This is a genomic window from Paenibacillus sp. LX16 (genome assembly GCF_036252815.1).
GTDB classification, from domain to species: Bacteria; Bacillota; Bacilli; order Paenibacillales; family Paenibacillaceae; genus Paenibacillus; species Paenibacillus polymyxa_B.
The window spans coordinates 5,741,341-5,759,702 of the sequence record NZ_CP141152.1 but is presented as its reverse complement, the minus strand read 5'-3'; the positions used below and the strand labels follow the sequence as shown (position 1 = coordinate 5,759,702).

General features: G+C 46.1%; 18 protein-coding genes. 7 read left to right on the top strand and 11 right to left on the bottom strand.

Features of this window, described 5'->3' with window-relative positions; all coding sequences use genetic code 11:
- The first annotated feature begins 5 nt into the window (after window positions 1-5).
- Window positions 6-1,151: a glycerate kinase family protein gene (locus tag T3H97_RS25870; RefSeq protein ID WP_328801321.1), complete on the top strand. Its 1,146-nt coding sequence runs from the start codon at window positions 6-8 to the stop codon at window positions 1,149-1,151.
- Between the two features lie 128 nt (window positions 1,152-1,279).
- Here T3H97_RS25870 and T3H97_RS25865 read toward each other — a convergent pair whose 3' ends face one another.
- The 6 genes from T3H97_RS25865 to T3H97_RS25840 form a co-directional block, all read right to left on the bottom strand.
- Window positions 1,280-2,320, bottom strand: a complete 1,041-nt coding sequence (locus tag T3H97_RS25865; RefSeq protein ID WP_328801320.1) for a CdaR family transcriptional regulator — start codon at window positions 2,318-2,320, stop codon at window positions 1,280-1,282.
- A 222-nt stretch (window positions 2,321-2,542) separates the two neighbouring features.
- Window positions 2,543-3,571 (bottom strand): RDD family protein, encoded by a 1,029-nt coding sequence (locus T3H97_RS25860; protein WP_328802884.1) that lies wholly within the window; start codon window positions 3,569-3,571, stop codon window positions 2,543-2,545.
- Window positions 3,572-3,854: 283 nt separating this feature from the next.
- Entirely contained in the window at window positions 3,855-4,100 is a 246-nt protein-coding gene (locus tag T3H97_RS25855) for a GNAT family N-acetyltransferase (RefSeq protein ID WP_328801319.1), read from the bottom strand.
- Window positions 4,101-4,117: 17 nt separating this feature from the next.
- Complete coding sequence (locus T3H97_RS25850; RefSeq protein ID WP_328801318.1) at window positions 4,118-4,669, bottom strand: GNAT family N-acetyltransferase; 552 nt, start codon at window positions 4,667-4,669, stop codon at window positions 4,118-4,120.
- Window positions 4,670-4,759: 90 nt separating this feature from the next.
- Complete coding sequence (locus T3H97_RS25845) at window positions 4,760-5,230, bottom strand: MerR family transcriptional regulator (RefSeq protein ID WP_328801317.1); 471 nt, start codon at window positions 5,228-5,230, stop codon at window positions 4,760-4,762.
- Window positions 5,224-5,952: an SDR family oxidoreductase gene (locus T3H97_RS25840; protein ID WP_328801316.1), complete on the bottom strand. Its 729-nt coding sequence runs from the start codon at window positions 5,950-5,952 to the stop codon at window positions 5,224-5,226. The genes T3H97_RS25845 and T3H97_RS25840 overlap by 7 nt, the downstream gene beginning before the upstream one ends.
- A 150-nt stretch (window positions 5,953-6,102) precedes the next feature.
- Here T3H97_RS25840 and T3H97_RS25835 point away from each other — a divergent pair, with 150 nt between their 5' ends.
- Window positions 6,103-8,055: a BglG family transcription antiterminator gene (locus T3H97_RS25835; RefSeq protein ID WP_328801315.1), complete on the top strand. Its 1,953-nt coding sequence runs from the start codon at window positions 6,103-6,105 to the stop codon at window positions 8,053-8,055.
- Window positions 8,056-8,224: 169 nt separating this feature from the next.
- Entirely contained in the window at window positions 8,225-10,231 is a 2,007-nt protein-coding gene (locus T3H97_RS25830; RefSeq protein WP_328801314.1) for a PTS fructose transporter subunit IIABC, read from the top strand.
- A gap of 87 nt (window positions 10,232-10,318) precedes the next feature.
- Here the strand turns inward: T3H97_RS25830 and T3H97_RS25825 are convergent, their stop codons facing one another.
- Entirely contained in the window at window positions 10,319-11,218 is a 900-nt protein-coding gene (locus T3H97_RS25825; protein WP_328801313.1) for a DMT family transporter, read from the bottom strand.
- A 107-nt stretch (window positions 11,219-11,325) separates the two neighbouring features.
- On the opposite strand from T3H97_RS25825, the gene pdxR reads away from it, so the two are divergent.
- Entirely contained in the window at window positions 11,326-12,699 is a 1,374-nt protein-coding gene (pdxR, locus tag T3H97_RS25820; RefSeq protein ID WP_328801312.1) for a MocR-like pyridoxine biosynthesis transcription factor PdxR, read from the top strand.
- 75 nt (window positions 12,700-12,774) lie between these two features.
- Here the strand turns inward: pdxR and T3H97_RS25815 are convergent, their stop codons facing one another.
- Window positions 12,775-13,122, bottom strand: coding sequence for a DUF3243 domain-containing protein (locus tag T3H97_RS25815; RefSeq protein WP_250241021.1), 348 nt, complete (start codon window positions 13,120-13,122; stop codon window positions 12,775-12,777).
- Window positions 13,123-13,238: 116 nt separating this feature from the next.
- Window positions 13,239-14,153 (bottom strand): phosphatidate cytidylyltransferase, encoded by a 915-nt coding sequence (locus tag T3H97_RS25810; protein ID WP_029518863.1) that lies wholly within the window; start codon window positions 14,151-14,153, stop codon window positions 13,239-13,241.
- A gap of 95 nt (window positions 14,154-14,248) precedes the next feature.
- Between T3H97_RS25810 and T3H97_RS25805 the strand changes: the two genes are divergently transcribed.
- Complete coding sequence (locus T3H97_RS25805) at window positions 14,249-14,791, top strand: hypothetical protein (protein ID WP_023991046.1); 543 nt, start codon at window positions 14,249-14,251, stop codon at window positions 14,789-14,791.
- A gap of 18 nt (window positions 14,792-14,809) precedes the next feature.
- Here T3H97_RS25805 and T3H97_RS25800 read toward each other — a convergent pair whose 3' ends face one another.
- Window positions 14,810-15,700 (bottom strand): diacylglycerol/lipid kinase family protein, encoded by an 891-nt coding sequence (locus T3H97_RS25800; protein ID WP_328801311.1) that lies wholly within the window; start codon window positions 15,698-15,700, stop codon window positions 14,810-14,812.
- 138 nt (window positions 15,701-15,838) lie between these two features.
- Here T3H97_RS25800 and T3H97_RS25795 point away from each other — a divergent pair, with 138 nt between their 5' ends.
- Together T3H97_RS25795 and T3H97_RS25790 are read left to right on the top strand one after the other, a co-directional pair.
- Window positions 15,839-16,705 (top strand): SDR family oxidoreductase, encoded by an 867-nt coding sequence (locus tag T3H97_RS25795; protein ID WP_328801310.1) that lies wholly within the window; start codon window positions 15,839-15,841, stop codon window positions 16,703-16,705.
- A 292-nt stretch (window positions 16,706-16,997) separates the two neighbouring features.
- Window positions 16,998-17,339 carry a zinc ribbon domain-containing protein YjdM gene (locus T3H97_RS25790; RefSeq protein WP_328801309.1) on the top strand — a complete coding sequence of 114 codons (342 nt, stop codon included), beginning with the start codon at window positions 16,998-17,000 and terminating at the stop codon, window positions 17,337-17,339.
- A gap of 41 nt (window positions 17,340-17,380) precedes the next feature.
- On the opposite strand, the gene T3H97_RS25785 is transcribed toward T3H97_RS25790, so the two are convergent.
- Window positions 17,381-18,136 (bottom strand): AIM24 family protein, encoded by a 756-nt coding sequence (locus tag T3H97_RS25785; protein WP_029518860.1) that lies wholly within the window; start codon window positions 18,134-18,136, stop codon window positions 17,381-17,383.
- Between the last annotated feature and the right edge of the window lie 226 nt (window positions 18,137-18,362).

Sequence of the window (18,362 nt, the reverse complement as noted above, 5' to 3'; positions counted from 1 at the left end):
AGAAGATGAGAGAGAAAACATTTGTGCTGGCACCAGATTCTTTTAAAGAAAGCATGACGGCTAAAGAAGTGTGTATCGCGATGGAAAAAGGACTGCGCAAGGTCTATCCGGCGGCGAATTATGTGCATGTACCGATGGCGGACGGCGGTGAAGGAACGGTGCAGTCACTGGTGGATGCGACAGGCGGACAGATTCGTTATATCGAGGTGACAGGACCGCTTGGAGAACCTGTAACTGCTGCATACGGCTTGCTGGGAGACGGCACCACAGCGGCAATCGAGATGGCATCCGCCAGTGGAATCCATCTGGTTAACAAGGATAACAAAAACCCGTTAAAGACAACCACCTACGGCACAGGGGAGTTAATCTGTGAATGTCTGAACCAGGGAATTCGAAAAATTATCATCGGCATTGGCGGAAGCGCAACGAATGATGGCGGTACAGGCATGGCGGAAGCACTGGGTGCCAGATTTTTGGATGCAACAGGCAATACTCTTCCGCGCGGCGGCGGTAGTCTGGGCGAGCTGGCCAGTGTTGATATTTCATCACTGGATGACCGCTTGCCGCAGGTCCAACTGATTGTAGCCTGTGATGTGACAAACCCGCTGTGCGGAGAGCGTGGGGCATCTCAAGTATTCGGGCCACAAAAAGGGGCAACCCCGGAGATGGTGCAGCATTTGGATGCCAATCTTGCCCATTACGCCGATGTGGTAAAGCAGCAGCTGGGCAAGGATGTGCGCGATCTCCCAGGCGCAGGCGCAGCAGGTGGATTGGGTGCGGGCTTATTAATTTTCACTCAGGCGACGCTGCAGAAAGGCATTGAAATTGTGATTGAATACACTGGTTTAAAACAAAAGCTCGCCACTGCCGATATCGTTTTGACGGGGGAAGGCGGTATTGATTTTCAGACTAAATTCGGTAAAACTCCTTATGGAGTAGCTCAGGCGGCCAAACAGTCTGGCAAAAAGGTCATTGCGGTCGCAGGTTATATCGGGGAAGGGATCGACACGTTGTACAAGGAAGGAATAGATGCGGTGTTCGGCATCGTACCAGGAGCCTCGGAGCTCGGTAAGCTGCTGGCCGAAGGGCCACAAAACGTAGAGCGTACGTGCGAGAATATCGCAAGAGTACTTCAATTCAGCGAGAAATGAACCGAATAATACGAGCGCTCGCCTGTAATCCCGAACTTTAGCCAAAGCCAGATTGACTGAGAAATTTGGGAGTGACGGCGAGCGAACATATGATATTACTGGCGCATGGTCTGGCGTGATACAGCAGTTCATTGATACAGTGCCAATAAGCCGTGCGTAAGCTCAAAGAGCTGAAGGAGATTCCGGGGATCTTTACCGGTTAAGGTATGGATGCGCTTCAGGCGGTATTGCAGCGTATTTCGATGAATATTTAATTCATCTGCGGTAAAGGAGACACTGCCGTTATGATTAATAAAGCTTCGCAGCGTATCCAGCAAATCCACGGTATCTTCCAGCTTGCTGACCAGATGGATCGTGTTCGTCAGGTTCGTTTGACTCAATTTGACTAGAAATTCGACTTCCGCAAAAGAAATTTTCTGCACAGGCGGGCGCAGTGCCAGTAAAATATTCATAGCTGACTTGGCTTGCATATAAACATCCGCAATGTTGTGTTCTTGTCTGCTGACTGTAATCAGCACATCGGGATGGCTGCGCACAAGTGGCTCTAGCAGTTTGTCTGTCGGTTCCTGATTTTGTATCAGAATGAGATAGCAGTCTTCCTCCATACGAAAGGACGGATGCTGCATGAATATATTAGACAATTCGGCTAAATGAGTTGGATCAGCAGGCAGATACTTTACATATACAGCCGAAGTTTTTAGAAGCAAATCAATGTGATATTGAGCTGCTTCTTTTTTTATTTTTTGCGTATAGGCTCCCTGATGATTTAACAACATTTCCAGCACAGACTTTTTGCGGTTGGCTTCGTGGGCCAGATGCTCCAACGAGATGCGCTGTTCAATCAGGAGAGACACCGTAGTTTTAACAATATTGCAAAAAGGACGCACTTCATCGGGATTGCCTGAAATACCAATGACACCAACTAGCTCATGATGAATGACAATCGGTTCATTGGTTCCCTTTTTCTCATAGTGGCCGTCCTGCCACACTTCAATCATTTTCCCGGTTTCGAGCGCCTGAACAGCGCCTTGGTGAATAGTTCCGATTCGTTCACTCTCGCCGCTGCCAATGATGATGCCTCGTTCATTCATTATATTGATATTGTATGGAATATCCTTCATCATTTTGTCCACGATGTCTTGGGCTTGTTTTTCGGAGAGCTGAAACAAATCCGGATTCCTCCTTTATCTATAGTGATATAGCGTATTTTAATGTACCAACTTTATGAAAGGGCTTCCAATATATTGTGCATCTGAACAACATGATAAGGCAGGTTGTCGAACATGTCAGTCCATTTTATCATAGATGTGAAGAATCGTTGTACGCAAAAAACAGGGCTCATAGGAGCACCTGCTTTTTGTGTCTATCCTTTTTATTGCCAGCCACGCTGTCTAATGACGAACCTCGCGGAAGCTATAGATAATGTCGTGTAGTTCTTTCTTTAAACGGCCGTCTTTAGACGCTGGTGCATATCCAAGCACCTGGTAGTAATCCTTTTCGGTCTCAATAATCGCTACATGGGTGATATATTTATCCACATCTTTTTTACCTTTAATCGCGAACTCAAGGGCAGGATATCCGTGAATGGTTGTGTTAGAGACAGGTCCTACACTGGACAGGTTCCACTCTTTGGTTAAATTATTTTCAGCTTTCTTACCGTACTGTTGAAGAGTTATATTGCCCAATTGCTTTTTCGAGTGGGATAGTACCACAACGGACTTTTGGATGTACGGATTGAATATTGCAATCTCTGCTTTTCCTTCACGGTCCGGGTCTGTTGACCAGTCTAGCGGGGCTGAGATCTGAAAACGTCCATCTTTACTTACATAGCTTTGCTCTTTCTTGCTCACCGGAGCTTCAGGAGGTACGTAACTGTCTGCAAGTATAAAAATAGCATTTACAAACGAGGCTCCCAAGATCACCATTGCGGTAAAAAATATAAACAGCGAACGTATCATTGTCTTTTTGCTAATCGGCTCTAAATCCCGTACCTTTACAACATATGTACCTGCAGCTAAATCACCAATTCGTTGTCTTGATGCAGTTACTAACACACTGATACCCGCAGGTATCCCACCCATTAGCAACGGATTGGTGTCTATTAGCCTGAGCAGCGTACGAATGAGTGATTTAAGAAAACCAGGAGGCTTACCTTCCCCATTAACCACCTTAATACGAAAGACGAACTTACCCAGCGTATAGCCTGTGTAACCTTCCAAAAGCAAATAATAGCTGAAGAAAGCAATAAGCAGAATACAACGGGATGCAATCGCTAAAGGCAAAAACCATCTATCCGTTATTTGAATGACAGAAATAAAGAAACAAATATACCCAAGATAAAAAAATATGCAATCAAAAACTGTTGCTCCCCACCGTCTAAACAGAGTAGAATTCCCGTACGTTTTTGATAACGCCGCCATCCTGTTTGGATCTACCCCATAATTTTGGCCATGCCGAATGTACATCTGTCTTGAAGATTCCTGCGGATTGTGTGATACGTGCTGTTCGTCCAAAAAATACACCTCTTCTTAATAATTAAAAACACACTCCTTATATTAACGGTCATTTTACAATCCATGTTTAGGAAAACATTCTATAAACAAAGAAATTATTATAAATATCCCTTCCTCTCATTTACTCTATAATTGGAAGAAGAAGATGTAGGTGAATCAAACAGGGGAGCATGGATAGGAGGAAGGTTGATCATTGTCCAACATGATCGACCTTCAGCAGCATACCCATTTCATATTGCTCAATGGGGTCTTTCGAGAGACCTATTTTTTGGATAAAGCCTTCAAGAGAGTCATTTTCAGACAGACAGATGTACACCTTCTCAATCTTGTGGATCTCTGCTGCTCTACGAAGGAGGGCGCATCCTAATCCTTGGTTGCGATGCTTAGGATCGACCCAAAGAAAGTTGATTTTGCCCATAGCGCTCATGCTTACCATGCCGAGGCACGTTTGATTCACTTCGTAGATGCCGAGAAAGGCTTCCTGTGTACTGGTGGCGTAATAAGGTGTATCACTTTGCCAATGGATGTGGCAGTCGGTGAGGGGACAGTGGGTGGGGCAGAGGGCAGAGTGCCGTTGAAGTATTTCAGCGTATAGCGTGGCTGATAGCCTTGCTTTTCATATAATTTAACGGCCCGATGATTATCCTTGATGACTTCGAGCCATAGCTGCTGGCAGTCCGCGGAGATGGCTGTTTGTTTATGTAATTCCAGCAACTTGTTGCTAATCCCCTGACCGCGGTAAGCCGGAGCGATGCATAGCGTGCCGCAACGCATGGTCTTGTACCCGTCGAACTGCCGGACACCGCCGAGAATTAAGCCGATCGGTTGATCCTCATCCACGCCAAGGAAAGAGTGATTCCGTGTATTACCCTCTGGACCAAAAAAACGTGCTGCGAAATCGTCCTGATCCGTGGTCAGGCGAATGGAATAATCCGAGAACCCAAGCGAAAACGCTTGAAAAACGTGTTCCATACTGACGTCATTGCATCTCACATAGGTGATCACCGTTATTCCCCCTAGAAATTCATACTATATTTGGATTATAGGCAATTAAGGGAGCTCCATCAATCTTCCACTGAAAATGAAAATAACCCCTTAAAAAAGGGGATTGGTGCTGGGTGTTGTAGGGTTGCAATTCGTGTCGCTAAGATCAGGATTGGTAGAGAGGTCACGATAATGGTTGAGCTTATATTCAATAATTTTTTGGGTTTCCATAAGTTTGGAAATTTCTTGTTGAATCTTCTGATTATGTTTTTCAAGTAAGGAGTGTCTGATCGGAATGGTGCTGTTGCCTTGCATCGAAAGTTCCCGATAATGCTTCATTTCCTCTATGGTCATTCCAGTGGCTTTTAATCGGGTTAAAAAGATAATCCCCAGAATCTGATCTTTACTGTAGAACCTGTGTCCGTTAGCCTTTCGTTCTGCATAAGGCAGCAAGCCAATTCGCTCATAATAGCGTATGGTATCCTCTGTTAAACCTGTTAGTTCTGCAGCTTGACTAATAGAGGTTATCGTCTCCGGAATTTCCTGCAAAGTATCCCACTCCTTCATTGTAACGATTACCAAGGCACTTCTCCATTCGAGTCGAAAAATCCTCCTGACGGCCCGTCATTATTTAAAGTGGCTAAACGAACAACGACAGCAGTAGCTTGTTGTACCGAACCCGGTCCTGTAAAGCCATTTAAGTCAGTGGCGGTAAAGCCAGGGTCAGCCGAATTAATTTTGAGAGGTGAGTCTTTGAATTCTTTGGCAAGGGTGACGGTGAACATATTAACCGCTGCTTTGCTGCTATTGTAGGCAAGCAAATTAAATTGTGCATGCTCATGCTCAGGATCGCTATTATAGGTTAACGAACCAAGGCCACTCGACAAGTTAACGATTCTACCACATGGAGATTCTTGCAATAAAGGCAGCATGGCTTGCGTCACCGCGACCAAACCGAAAAAGTTCGTTTCATACGTTTCTCTTAAATCGTCCAAAGAGAACTGACTTGGAGGAGTAGCCCCTCCCAAAGATATGCCGGCATTGTTGATGAGTACATCAAGGGAACCGGATTCTTGTTTGATAAGATGGACTGCGGAATCAATCGTACTTTGGTTCGTCACGTCTAAGAAAATCAATCGGGCTTCTACTCCCTCATTAGCCAACTTAGCCACCGCTTCCCGGCCGCTCTGCTCATTCCGTGAGCCAATCAGGATTGTATAACCCATACCCCCCAATTGTCTGGCTGTTTCATACCCGATGCCTTTGTTGGCCCCAGTAATAAGAACTGTTTTCCCAATGGTCATGAGTGATTCCTCTTTTCATTATTCTTGAATTTGGCGGCCACCATGCTTTAAATGTACTACTTGGAGTATACTTAAAGTCAACACAAAACCAGCAAAAATATAGCTCGAAATGCCCTGGACATTCTTTAACTTGGAAGATGGGAGAATGGAATGAATAAAAGGCAAATGGAAATTTTACGCATGTTGTTAACTGAACCAGACCGGTTGTGGTTAGCGCAGGATTTGGCGGATCTGACCGACTGCTCTGAAAAGACGATCCGCAACGATCTGAAAGTAATTGAAGATTATATCGTCAAGCATTCTGATGCCAATCTGGTGAGAAGGCCGGGACGCGGCATTTATCTGGAGATGGGTGAAGCGGATCAGAATGAATTGTTCCATCGACTGTATGCGGACGAGAGTACAGCCCAACATGAGTCGGATGAGGAAAGGGTACTGCATCTCGCCTATCGGCTTTTGATGAATGCCAAGCCTGTGACCATCCAGGATCTAGCTTCACAGTATTATGTGAACAAGACGGTAATTCGTAGAGATATGGAGAAGATTGATGGCTGGCTGCACAGCTTTAATCTGGCCTTAATTACCAAGCAGCGCGTAGGCTTGACCATTCAAGGCTCTGAGAAAAATAAGCGCATCGCTTTGGCGCGGATGAACCAGCTGATTGACAGTCCTGAGTTAACAGGACAGTTGATGCGCAAACAGTTTGAATCGCACGAGATTACAACCATAAATCATGAATTAAAAGCATTGCAAAAACGCCATGAGCTCAGTTTTACTGACGAAGCTTTCGAAGCTCTAATGCTGCATATCCTCTTAATGGTCAAACGAACCAAGATGGGACAACCCATTTCCCTCTCCAAGCAGGACATTGCCTTTTTGCAGGAGAGACGCGAATTTACATGGGCTACGTCTTTTTTGCAGCAGTTGCAAAAGTTGTTTGCCGTGCCTTTTTCCAAGGAAGAGACAGCGTATTTAACTCTGCACCTGCTTAGCGGGAAGTTCCGTTACCAGCAGGAGGAAAGAACAGGAAAACAAGGTGAGCTGGCAGATAGCCACCCGCTTTTGCCTGAGTTGATTGAGCAGTTAGTCCGGCGGATGTCTGAGCTGAATATGATTGCCTTTTCCAAGGACAAAATGTTGCTGAAAGGGTTAAATGTCCATTTATATACGACCTTGAACCGTCTTCAATATGGGTTGACCGTGTCCAATCCTATGCTGGCCGAGATCAAGAAGATGTACCCCTACATGTTCGACCGGGTTATTATTACACTGGAAGAGGTGGGGAAATGGATCCGGCTATCATTCCCCGAGGAGGAAGCGGCATATTTAACGCTGCATTTTCAGGCTTCTGTGGAGCGATTGCACCAGAAAGAGAGTCATCCCCAGAGAGCCATTATCGTGTGTCACATGGGCATCGGTATGTCCCAACTGCTGCGCACCAAGGTGGAACGTAAATTTCCGGCTGTACATGTGGAGACAACCCTTTCCAAAGCAGAAGTCCAGGACTATCTGGCAGCCCAGGAGGTGGATCTCGTTATTACCACTGTAGATCTCCCAGAGATGAACATTCCACACATTCTCGTCTCTCCCTTGCTGGATGCCAAGGACGAGCGTCGACTGGAGCAAGTGATCCGACGACTGGATGAGCCGGAACATAGGGCAGCAGAAGAATCGGTATTTTTTAAATATACAACACCCTTTTTGGTCTTTCCCCAGCAGGAAGTGCAGCATCCAGAACAATTGATCTCCAAGCTGGCGCAAATACTGGAGGACAAAGGATATGTGGAGCCCGGTTATGTGGACAGCGTACTGGTGCGAGAAAAAATGTCGGCTACGACGATTGGAGGAGGCATAGCCATCCCGCATGGCGGTTCCGAGTGGATAAGGCAGTCCTCTATTATAATCGCTACCTTGAAGCAGCCGCTTACCTGGGGGACCGAGAAAGTAGAGCTTGTGTTCTTGCTTGCGGTTAAACAGGATGGGCGGGAAGAGATGCGCCAGTTATTCAAGGAATTGTCCCTGATCAGTGAGCAGCCTGCTTTGGTGCATGCTTTATCTAAGGAGACCGATGCGATGAGATTATTAGGGAGAATGAAGGGATAAACTAAAATCAAAAGCTGTGCTCTGGAACAGGACTTATAGATAAGTCCTGTTTTTTGTCGGTATAATTCCGTTTTTCCGAAAGTTCCGGTAAAAAGTTCGTCCGATAACAGCAAGATAGGCGTTTATACTATCAATGTAAGCGGAAACAACAGAGAGAAGGGGAATGACTATGAAGATATTAGCGATTACCTCATGTCCTAACGGAATTGCACATACGTATATGGCAGCTGAGAATCTGCAAAAGGCAGCAGCAAAGCTGGGCATCGAAATGAAGGTCGAGACGCAAGGCTCCATTGGAGTCGAAAATCAACTGACCGAGCAGGAGATCCGTGAGGCAGATGGCATTATTATTGCAGCGGATAAAACGGTGGTTAAAGACCGCTTCGTCGGTAAGAAACTGCTGGTCGTTGGCGTACAGGATGGCATTCGCCGTCCAGAAGAATTGATCCAGCGGGTGATGAAGGGCAATGTACCTGTGTACCAAGCAGAGTCACGTTCTGCCGAAGGTAGCTCACAGGAGAACAAACCGAAGCAAAATCCCATCTACCGCCACCTGATGAACGGCGTGTCCTATATGGTACCCTTCATCGTCATTGGGGGATTGCTCATTGCCATTGCATTGACGATTGGCGGTGAGAAGACACCAGGCGGTCTGGTTATACCTGACGGTTCATTCTGGAAGACGGTTCAGGATATCGGTTCGGCTTCGTTTACCTTTATGATACCGATCCTCGCTGGATTCATCGCGATGAGCATTGCAGATAGACCGGGGCTTGCACCGGGTATGGTTGGCGGATTCATTGCTGCGAACGGCAGTTTTTATGGAAGTGAGGCGGGGGCCGGATTTATCGGCGGAATTATCGCTGGTTTCCTGGCGGGTTATGTTGCACTGGGTATTCGGAAAATGAAGGTTGGGCGAGCGTTACAGCCGATCATGCCTATTATTATTATCCCTGTATTGGCATCGTTAATTGTTGGATTAATCTTTGTCTTTGTGATTGGTGCTCCAGTCGCACAATTGTTTGAAGCTTTAACGGGCTGGCTTGCAGGTATGCAAGGTACAAGTTCAATTCTACTAGCATTGATTCTAGGTGCGATGATCTCCTTTGATATGGGCGGCCCTGTGAACAAAGTCGCATTCTTATTCGGTTCGGCCATGATCGGCGAAGGGAATTATGAAATTATGGGGCCAATCGCCGTTGCGATTTGTATTCCGCCGATTGGGATGGGACTTGCAGCGATGATCAACAAACGTAAATTTGCACCTGCGGAACGCGAGGCCGGGAAGGCAACATTCACGATGGGGTTGTTCGGGATTACCGAAGGTGCGATTCCATTCGCGGCGCAAGATCCACTGCGTGTTATTCCTAGTATCATGGTAGGATCCATGGTCGGTTCAGTCATTGCGATGTTGGGGAATGTAGGTGACAAGGTAGCTCATGGTGGACCGATTGTAGCTGTACTTGGTGCAGTGGACCATGTGTTTATGTTCTTCATCGCCGTTATCGTTGGCGTAGCTGTATCGGTTGTCCTGGTGAGCTTGTTGAAAAAAGATATTGCAGCAACTGTAACTCCAGATATTGCTGGGGAAGCGATGCCTGGACATTCTACCACAGGAGCTGGACAATCTGCGATTACTACAACGGCCGTTGCGGAGTCATCAGTTTCAACAACTGTCACAAGTAACGGGCCAGCCGTGTCTTCGCAAGACATTCACATTGAGAAACTGACGGATATTGTAACGATGGATCTGATTAATTTGGATCTGGAAGGAACGACACGAGATGCTGTGGTTGATGAAATGATCGGAGCACTTGAGAGAACTGGAGCTGTAAGCTCTGCCAGTGATTTCAAACAGGCGATATTAGCCAGAGAGGAAGAAGGATCAACAGGCATTGGAATGAATATTGCCATTCCTCATGGCAAATCGGAAGCTGTCCTGAAGCCAAGCGTGGTCTTCGGCATCAAGCAGGGCGGTGTTGACTGGAATAGTGCAGACGGAAGTGAGGCAAAACTGATCTTCATGATTGCCGTACCGCGCAACAGCAAGGAAAATGCGCATCTGAAAGTGCTGCAAATGTTATCACGTAAGCTGATGGACGATCATTTCAGAGAAGCGCTTCTGGCAGTTACAACGAAGGAAGAAGCATATCAATTGCTGGATCAGGTGCATTAATTCAATGCGATAAGAACCTAAATTAAAGAAAAGAGGCTCCCGAAGTTTCAGCCGGGAGCCTCTTTTCTGAGAAGGTCTTTGCGTGAGTCAGCGGCGTTCACCGCGTGATATAAGTATGATGCCGAGAAATACAAAGCCTGCACCAGCCAGATGAGCAAATGAGAAGGATTCACGGAGGATGATATAGGACAGCAGCAGTGTGCTGACGGGAATACACCCCGTGTATACAGCTGCTGTACTAGCCGGTACTCTTGATACACCCCTAAACCATAATACGTAGCCTAATGCGGTGACAAAGATACCATAATATAAGACTAGCCCAATCTCCCCTACACCAACGTGGTTAAAGTTGAACTGTTGGGCCTCCACAAAGGAACAAGCCAGGAACATGAGGAATGAAAAGAGTGTTATATACATGGTTCCAAGCAGGGAAGAGACATGGCTGGATAGCATCTTGCGTAACACTGTCAGTGCCGCTTCTCCGAACACAGCAGACAGAACAAGCAGCAGGCCAATGAACGAGGTTGCGTTAGGAGCATTGAACCAGAACGCTGATATGTGAGGTACTTGTAGTGCCAAAACACCGAGCAGTGAACAGGCAATCCCGAGTCCGGGGCGGGGCGTAATCTTTTCTCTCAGCACCACATACGAAAGAAGTGCAACAATAGCTGGGGTTAAGCTAGTTAAATTTCCGCTTTCGGAAGCAGAGGCGTAGGCCAGCCCGTACAGCATTAGGACACGGAAGAGAAACATGCCGACCAGTGCTTGAATGAACAGGATTAAGGCATCCCGTTTGCTGATCCTTAATGAATACTTCTTGATGAATACAATGGGTACCAAGAACAGAAGGGCAACAGCCAGACTGGCAGATTGCGATAAAAAAACAGGCAGCTGCATCACGACCAGTTTGCCGACTACCACAGAACTGCCGACAATGAAAGTGGCGATCACTAATTCCATGTAAGTCGAAAAGGTTGGTTTGTTCATTTTATCTCACCTCTTGTACAGATATTGATATATACTGTAGCAATAGAAACTGGGCACTTGTAGATCCAGTTGAAGAGGTTTTCGACAGTACCGCTTGGGGGGTAGCTATGTGGTTATCTATCGATAAGAATGTGACAGTTCCGATGCTGCGTCAGGTATATCAAGCAATACGGGACCGTATTTTAGCTGGAGAACTGAATGCAGGGTATAAACTTCCTTCGACCCGGGTGCTGGCCTTACAGTTGAATGTTTCCCGGAATGTTATCCTCGAAGCTTATGAAATGCTGCTAGCCGAAGGCTTAGCCATTGCGCGCTCAGGTTCAGGAACCTATGTAGCCGAAGGGGCCGTCCTTCCAGGTTATGTATCCGCACCGCCTATCGAGGCGTCTGCGTCTGCAGTGGAATCTGCATATTCAAATGAGATGTCGGTAATTTCCTTCCGGACAGGCCTTCCTGCATTGGAATTATTTCCGCGCAAATCATGGGCTGACTTGCTTCAGAGCGTATGCAAAGAGGCTCCTGATCTGGCACTAGGTTATGGCGATCCTGCTGGAGAGCCTGAGTTACGCAGGGAGCTAGCCGACTATTTGATTCACACCAGAGGAGTGAAAGTCAGCCCGGAACATATTGTAATCACTAGCGGAGCAGTACAAGCGATTCAGCTTGTCACCCGTCTGTTACTGTCAGCTGGAGACGAAGCCCTGGTAGAGGAACCGACAAATGAAGATTTAAAAAGCATTCTGGCGGCCACAGGAGCCACACTGCGGAGTATGACTGTTGATGATTCGGGAGTTATAACAGCCGATCTGCCGCAAAAGAAACACCCCAAACTGGCATATCTGACACCCTCGCACCAGTTCCCGCTGGGGGGTATCTTGCCGATCCAAAGGCGGATCGAGCTAATTCAGTATGCAGCCCGGACAGGATGTCTTCTGCTCGAAGATGATTATGACAGTGAGTTCCGGTATGACGGGGCGCCCGTTCACTCCTTGCAGAGTCTGGACCCAGAACGGGTGCTATATGTCGGGACGTTTAGCAAAATATTATTCCCCGCGCTGCGGATCGGCTATATTGTTCTTCCCTCGTCACGAGTCGCTGATTTTATCCGTTTAAAGCAACTGGCGGATTACCAGACGGCGAGCCTGGAGCAAATTGTGTTGAGTCGGTATATCAGGAAGCGACTCCTTCATAAACATGTACATAAGATGAAGAAAGTGTATGCCAAGCGTCGTCAAGTCCTGCTTGATAGCCTTGAGCAGCATTTTTCAGGGCAATATCGGGTGTGTGGCCGATCGGCGGGTTTACATTTGGTAGCAGAGTTTCAGTTCCCGTTCCGAGAGGATTTGCCGAAATGTCTCCATAGTCAAAATGTATTTGCGGCACAGCTTGAAGGGAACCGGCTGCTCATGGGCTATGGGCATCTAAAGGAAAATGAAATTCGTGAAGGGGTTCGCAGAATCAGGAACGCACTGCAACGGTAGTAAACGCGAAAGCAGCCTATCCTTAGGTGAGGATAGGCTGCCCTTTTCATAGCAAGATATTGTGTTCCATCATCACTATTCATACGAGGTTTGAGCCACGCGTACTAGCATATGGGCAAGCGCATGCTGCTGCTCCTTGTCCCCCGCTTTCCACAGCTCCTGGAGGAGCTTCTCCTCGCGATTTCGCGGTTCTTCTTTGGCTGCCAGATATCCAGCTATCTTCTCAGCTGCTTTTGCGATCAATTCTTCATTCAAACCGATTTTTTGAGCCATTTCAATCTTGTCGCTCAAATAACTTTTGAATGAATCAAAGCTGCCCAGAATGTCATCCTTTTTGCTGTCGTCTATCCGATTTAATACGTCATCTACCTTGTTCAAGGCCACTTCGCCTTCCTTATTCACAACATGATTGTGCTCTGCCATTTCTAACGCCTCCTCAAGATCGTTTTCTAGGATAAGGACTGCTTATGGTACGGTAGTACTTACCCCGGCTAACCAAAATGAAACCGATGAGAAGCGGAGTATTGCGGAGGTAATCGCTACATAAAGTCAAAAAAATAACGGATTACATGAAAAAAGACGGGCGAGGTGTAGGTCAAGCTATCCACCCGGCTTAAATAGCTTTTTTTCAAAGCATCGAACTTATCATCATCGCCGATTAATAAATCCCGCTTCAGCACGGAAACCGTTAAGCTGCCGAAGAAACCGCTCAAACTGATCAGCATGCCGAAAATAATTCCAAATTTCAGGTCAAACGGCGTCAGATAGGGATAGATGAAATAGGAAGCCGCTATAGTTACGGGAAAAGCGAGTGCAAAGCCTTCCCAAGTTATATTGGGATTGGATGTCGGGACGATTTTCCGCTTACCGAAATAGAGTGATGCTAGATAGTGTACGACATCATTGAGCTGCGTCAGTACCACTAGAAAAAGTACAAGTTTCGCTCCGTATTGCGGCGTAGCAAACTGAAAATAGGCCAGATGACTCAACCCGAAAACCATTAGCATGAGTCCCCACTGGGTCGAGCTGACACTGCGCAGAAATCCAACCGTTCCTTTGTTGATCAATCGTGGGAGCGGTAGCAGTAAGAATACATAGATAGGGATAAAGACAATGAACATTCCGTACCACCCGATATAAATCCAGTAAAATTGTACGGGAATCGCCAAGTACGCCCATAGAAACAATCTGCGATCAGCTTTTCTGGACCTAATCATAGAAAAGTATTCTTTTAGCGCAAAAAAGGTGAGTGCCATCAGGGAAAGCAGTGAAACAATCGGATTGAAAAGAGTTGCCAAGCAAAAGATAAAGAACATACCCCACCATGTCTTGATGCGAAGCCCAATAGCTGCATAGTCTTTGTCTGGCTGTGTTTTGACTACTACTATGTAAATCAGATGGATGACCAATAAGGCTGTAAAAATAAGGATTAACGTAAATAGCGAACTGTCCATTACCACTCACCAACTTATCGCGAAATAGGGTTCCATTAGGGTTCCTATGTTATTATGAAGGAATAATTCAAACTTGATAAGGGGAAATTTCGTAAATGGTAGCAGATCAATCCGTCTTTATCTTGCTTACGAATACGGGAACGTTTCTTACGAGAGTCATTAAAAGCTATACGAGAGCGCCATATAATCACGCCTCCATTTCCTTCAACCGGGAACTTTCGGAGTTATACAGCTTCGGGAGAAAGACCCCTAATAACCCTCTGGATGGTGGTTTCGTGAAAGAGGATATTAAGACAGGTACATACAGCAGATTTCCGAATACAACATGTGTTATCTACGAGCTTCAAGTAACCGACCGTGAAGTTGAAAAAATGAAGCGAGTTTTACATGTATTTATCCGAAGTCGTCAAAAATATATGTATAACTTACTGGGTTTGATTGGTATTGCACTCAAAGAACCAGTCGAGTTCAGCAATTCTTATTTTTGTTCGCAATTCGTCGCGGAAATTTTACAGCGATCCGGCATAAAAATATGGAACAAGCTACCCGCTCTTGTTACGCCAGACGATTTTCGGCAAAGTGATCGATTCCATTTGATCTACGAGGGGAAATTGAGCGAGTATGATCCTCAAGCTTGAGGATCAGCACCGCATGACTTAGACCTCTTCCGGCACAATTACCTCAATATGACGCGGTAAAATACCAAGCTCGATAGGCAAAGACGGCCCTTCCTCACCATCTACATTCGTACTGACCGGTTCTGCGGAGCTGACACTTACATGCTCTGCGGTAAAGTAAACGATATCACTATGATCCTTCAGGTTGCCTAAAAATAAGGATATGCTGGCCGTCACGGTGTTTAATATATTGAGGTTTTTGAAAATAAAGCAGTGAAGCAGACCATCGTCAACAGCCGCATCGGGCGCCAATTTCTCGAAACCGCCGACTGAATTGGTTAAAGCAGCCAAAAAGAGTGGGGATTCACCTTCCCAGGTTTTGTCATCATAGCGGACGATAAGTGAGTGGGCAGGATGGCCGATAAGCTCTTTCATGCCTTCTTTGAAGTAGGCAAATGTGCCAAACATGGATTTATCGTCTGATGATACAGCTGATAGCGATTCAGCAAGCGAACCTGTGGCAACAACATTGGCAAACATTCGGCCGTTTAAGAGGCCCATATCTACGTTTTTCACGCGGGCAGAAGTCAGTGTACGGATCGCCAGCTCGGGACTTAGCGGAATTTGCAAGGCACGGGCAAAATCATTGACTGTCCCAAGGGGGATGACCCCCAGTCTTGGGCGATGGTCTTGATCAATGAAACCGTTGATTGTTTCGTGAAGTGTGCCATCCCCGCCGATGGAAACGACTAGGTCACAAGATTCCTCACAAGCATTAACGCAAAAACGGGTGGCGTCCAGTTCCTTTGCCGTTTCTTTAACCGTAACAGCGTATCCTTGATCATGTAGAATTTCTTCTACGTTTCTGACATGTTGGAGAGATTCCTCTTTGCCGGAAGAGGGATTTACAATGATCATAGCTTTCTTCATATACATGTTCCTTTCTCTGGGGAGAGTTTGTTGTACCAACTCTTACCCGAAAAGCAGACCTTTAGACTCTAGATTAGACATGCGTTATATTTTTAGTTACTATATAAAAGTAAATACAATCTGAATGGAGGATTTCATATGAAAATCGCATTAACAGGAGCAACGGGGCAATTGGGTTCCATCGTGGTAGATACGTTGCTTACATCTGTCTCCACAAACGATCTTATTGTTAGTGTAAGAAATCCAGAAAAAGCAGAGAACTTACGGTCTCGTGGCGTTGATGTTCGTCATGGTGATTTTGATAAACCGGAGACGCTGGATCAAGCGTTTGCTGGAGTAGATCGACTGCTGATTATATCCGCAGACGGAGATAATGATACTAGAATCCGTCAGCATAAAGCGGCTGTTGATGCTGCTGTACGTGCTGGAGTAGGCTTCATCGCCTATACTAGCGCTGCCAATGCCGCTGACAGCACTCTATTCCTTGCACCCGTACATCGCATCACGGAGGAGTTCATTCGCGAGTCAGGTATTCCTTACTCCTTCTTGCGTAATAATTGGTATCTGGAGAATGAGGCAGGCACGATCCAATCCGTACTCGCGGGGGCTCCTTGGCTAACCTCGGCAGGGTCCGGTAAAGTAGGTTGGGCTACCCGCGCAGATTATGCGCAAGCAGCTGCAACCGTTTTGTCTGGCGAAGGGCACGAGAATACAATATACGAGCTCTCCGGTAAGCCGATTACCCAAGAAGAGTTTGCAGCGGTACTTGCCGAGGTTCTGGGCAAAGATGTTCCTGTACAGCAGGTGGATGATGCTACGTATGCCGAGGTTATGCTCGGTGCGGGAGTCCCGGAAGGTGCAATCCCTATTGTGGTCGGTATTCAACAAGCGATTCGTGAGGGAGCCTTGGATGTCGTAAGCAACGATTTCGAGAAGCTGTTGAAACGCCCCCTTACGCCGCTTAGCCAAGGAATTAGAGAACTGATCAAGCAAACCCAAGCATAATAAACGTGCCGTAGAGTACAATTTCAACATATGATACTGCTTATAACTAAAACGGATGCTGCCTAGAGAGATCAGCATTCGTTTTAGTTACATGTTCACCTCTCGGCATTTTCAGAGGCAGGGCGCTTACGTATCGGTACAATACTCAGATTAGTTTCATCGATGAGTGGAATCGTGACTGTTTATCCAATATACTTGTAGGGAACTCCAAGGAAGGCTTGGAGCAAGCTAGGTGTATCAAGGAAGCTTAGCATAGCAGTAGAATTTGAAAATGAATGGAGTACATAATACCATGTCTAGTTTACCAAATTGTCCTGAATGTAATTCAGAGTACACTTATGAGGATCGCAGTCTTTTCATTTGCCCGGAATGCGCTCATGAGTGGTCTACCGATTCAGAAGCTGTAAGTAGCGAAGACCTAAAGGTCGTCAAAGATGCGAATGGTAACATTCTGCAGGATGGTGACTCTGTAACGGTCATTAAAGACCTTAAAGTGAAGGGAAGCTCATCCGTCTTAAAAATCGGCACCAAAGTAAAAAACATCCGTCTGGTGGATGGCGATCACGATATTGACTGCAAAATTGATGGTTTTGGAGCAATGAAGCTAAAATCGGAGTTTGTAAAAAAGAATTAAAATGTAAGAAAGGAGAAGCCTAGGGCTCTCCTTTTTTATGTTTATAATGGTGCTAACCATACGGTTCCGGTTCCCCTGTACACATTTACCAGCCCTTCGCCGGAAGCAGCCGAGCCCATTTTTGTTTTCCCGGATTTTTCGACGGTGAACTGTAAGGTATTGGACCACATGAGGGCAAAGTTACCATCCACCTTCAGCACATCATTTTGCAATTCTATAACGACCGCTTCCTCGGAAGGGATTGGAGCTTGAAGTGCCAGAACTCCTTTTCCGCGGGCGCTTAAATTAAATAACCCTTCTCCACCCAGTGCAGCAGAGGAAAGATTACTACGTGCAACGACGGATATGTCTAGCGTCGTGTCACAAGCCAAAAACAAGCCGTCTTCGATGGCAATATCATCATTGTCGACATCAATAAGCCAAATATATTGGTAGGTAGGCTCCAGCATAATGGTACCCGTGCCTTTATAGTGCGGTTTAATGGCACCTGTCCCCGTTACAGCACCGGACACCAAGTTTCGCATTAAGCCTCCCACGCCTTTTACACCGGTAGTCATTTCCATGCTACCCACAGTATATTGCATGGCTCCCGCCTTCATCATAATCTCACTATTATTGATTTCGATCATGAGCTGTTTGCGGCGCATGTTACTTTTGCTCATATAGTAATTGTCTTGCGCAGCCGCAACCGAGGTGCAGCTCAAATCTGTTATGTATTCCAGTACCGTAAATCCGCCTAATTGGTCAGTGATAGCAACATTGCTGTTATCCTTTAAATTATTAATAACAAAAGCCATAAATGTAAGTGCCTCCTTGTTGTATTCATGGTGTGGGGATGGGAATCTTCTTTATTCCATACAATATTCGACAAAGAGACTTCTTTTCCTGCGGCGAATCTTGACACTTCCCTTGGCTGATTTTTGACTCAGAAAAGGGGGGCTTGAAAAAGATGCGAAAAAGGTTCAATATAAAGATATCGGTTTTTAAAATGATTGTCTTTGAAAGCAGTCGTATGAGAACGAA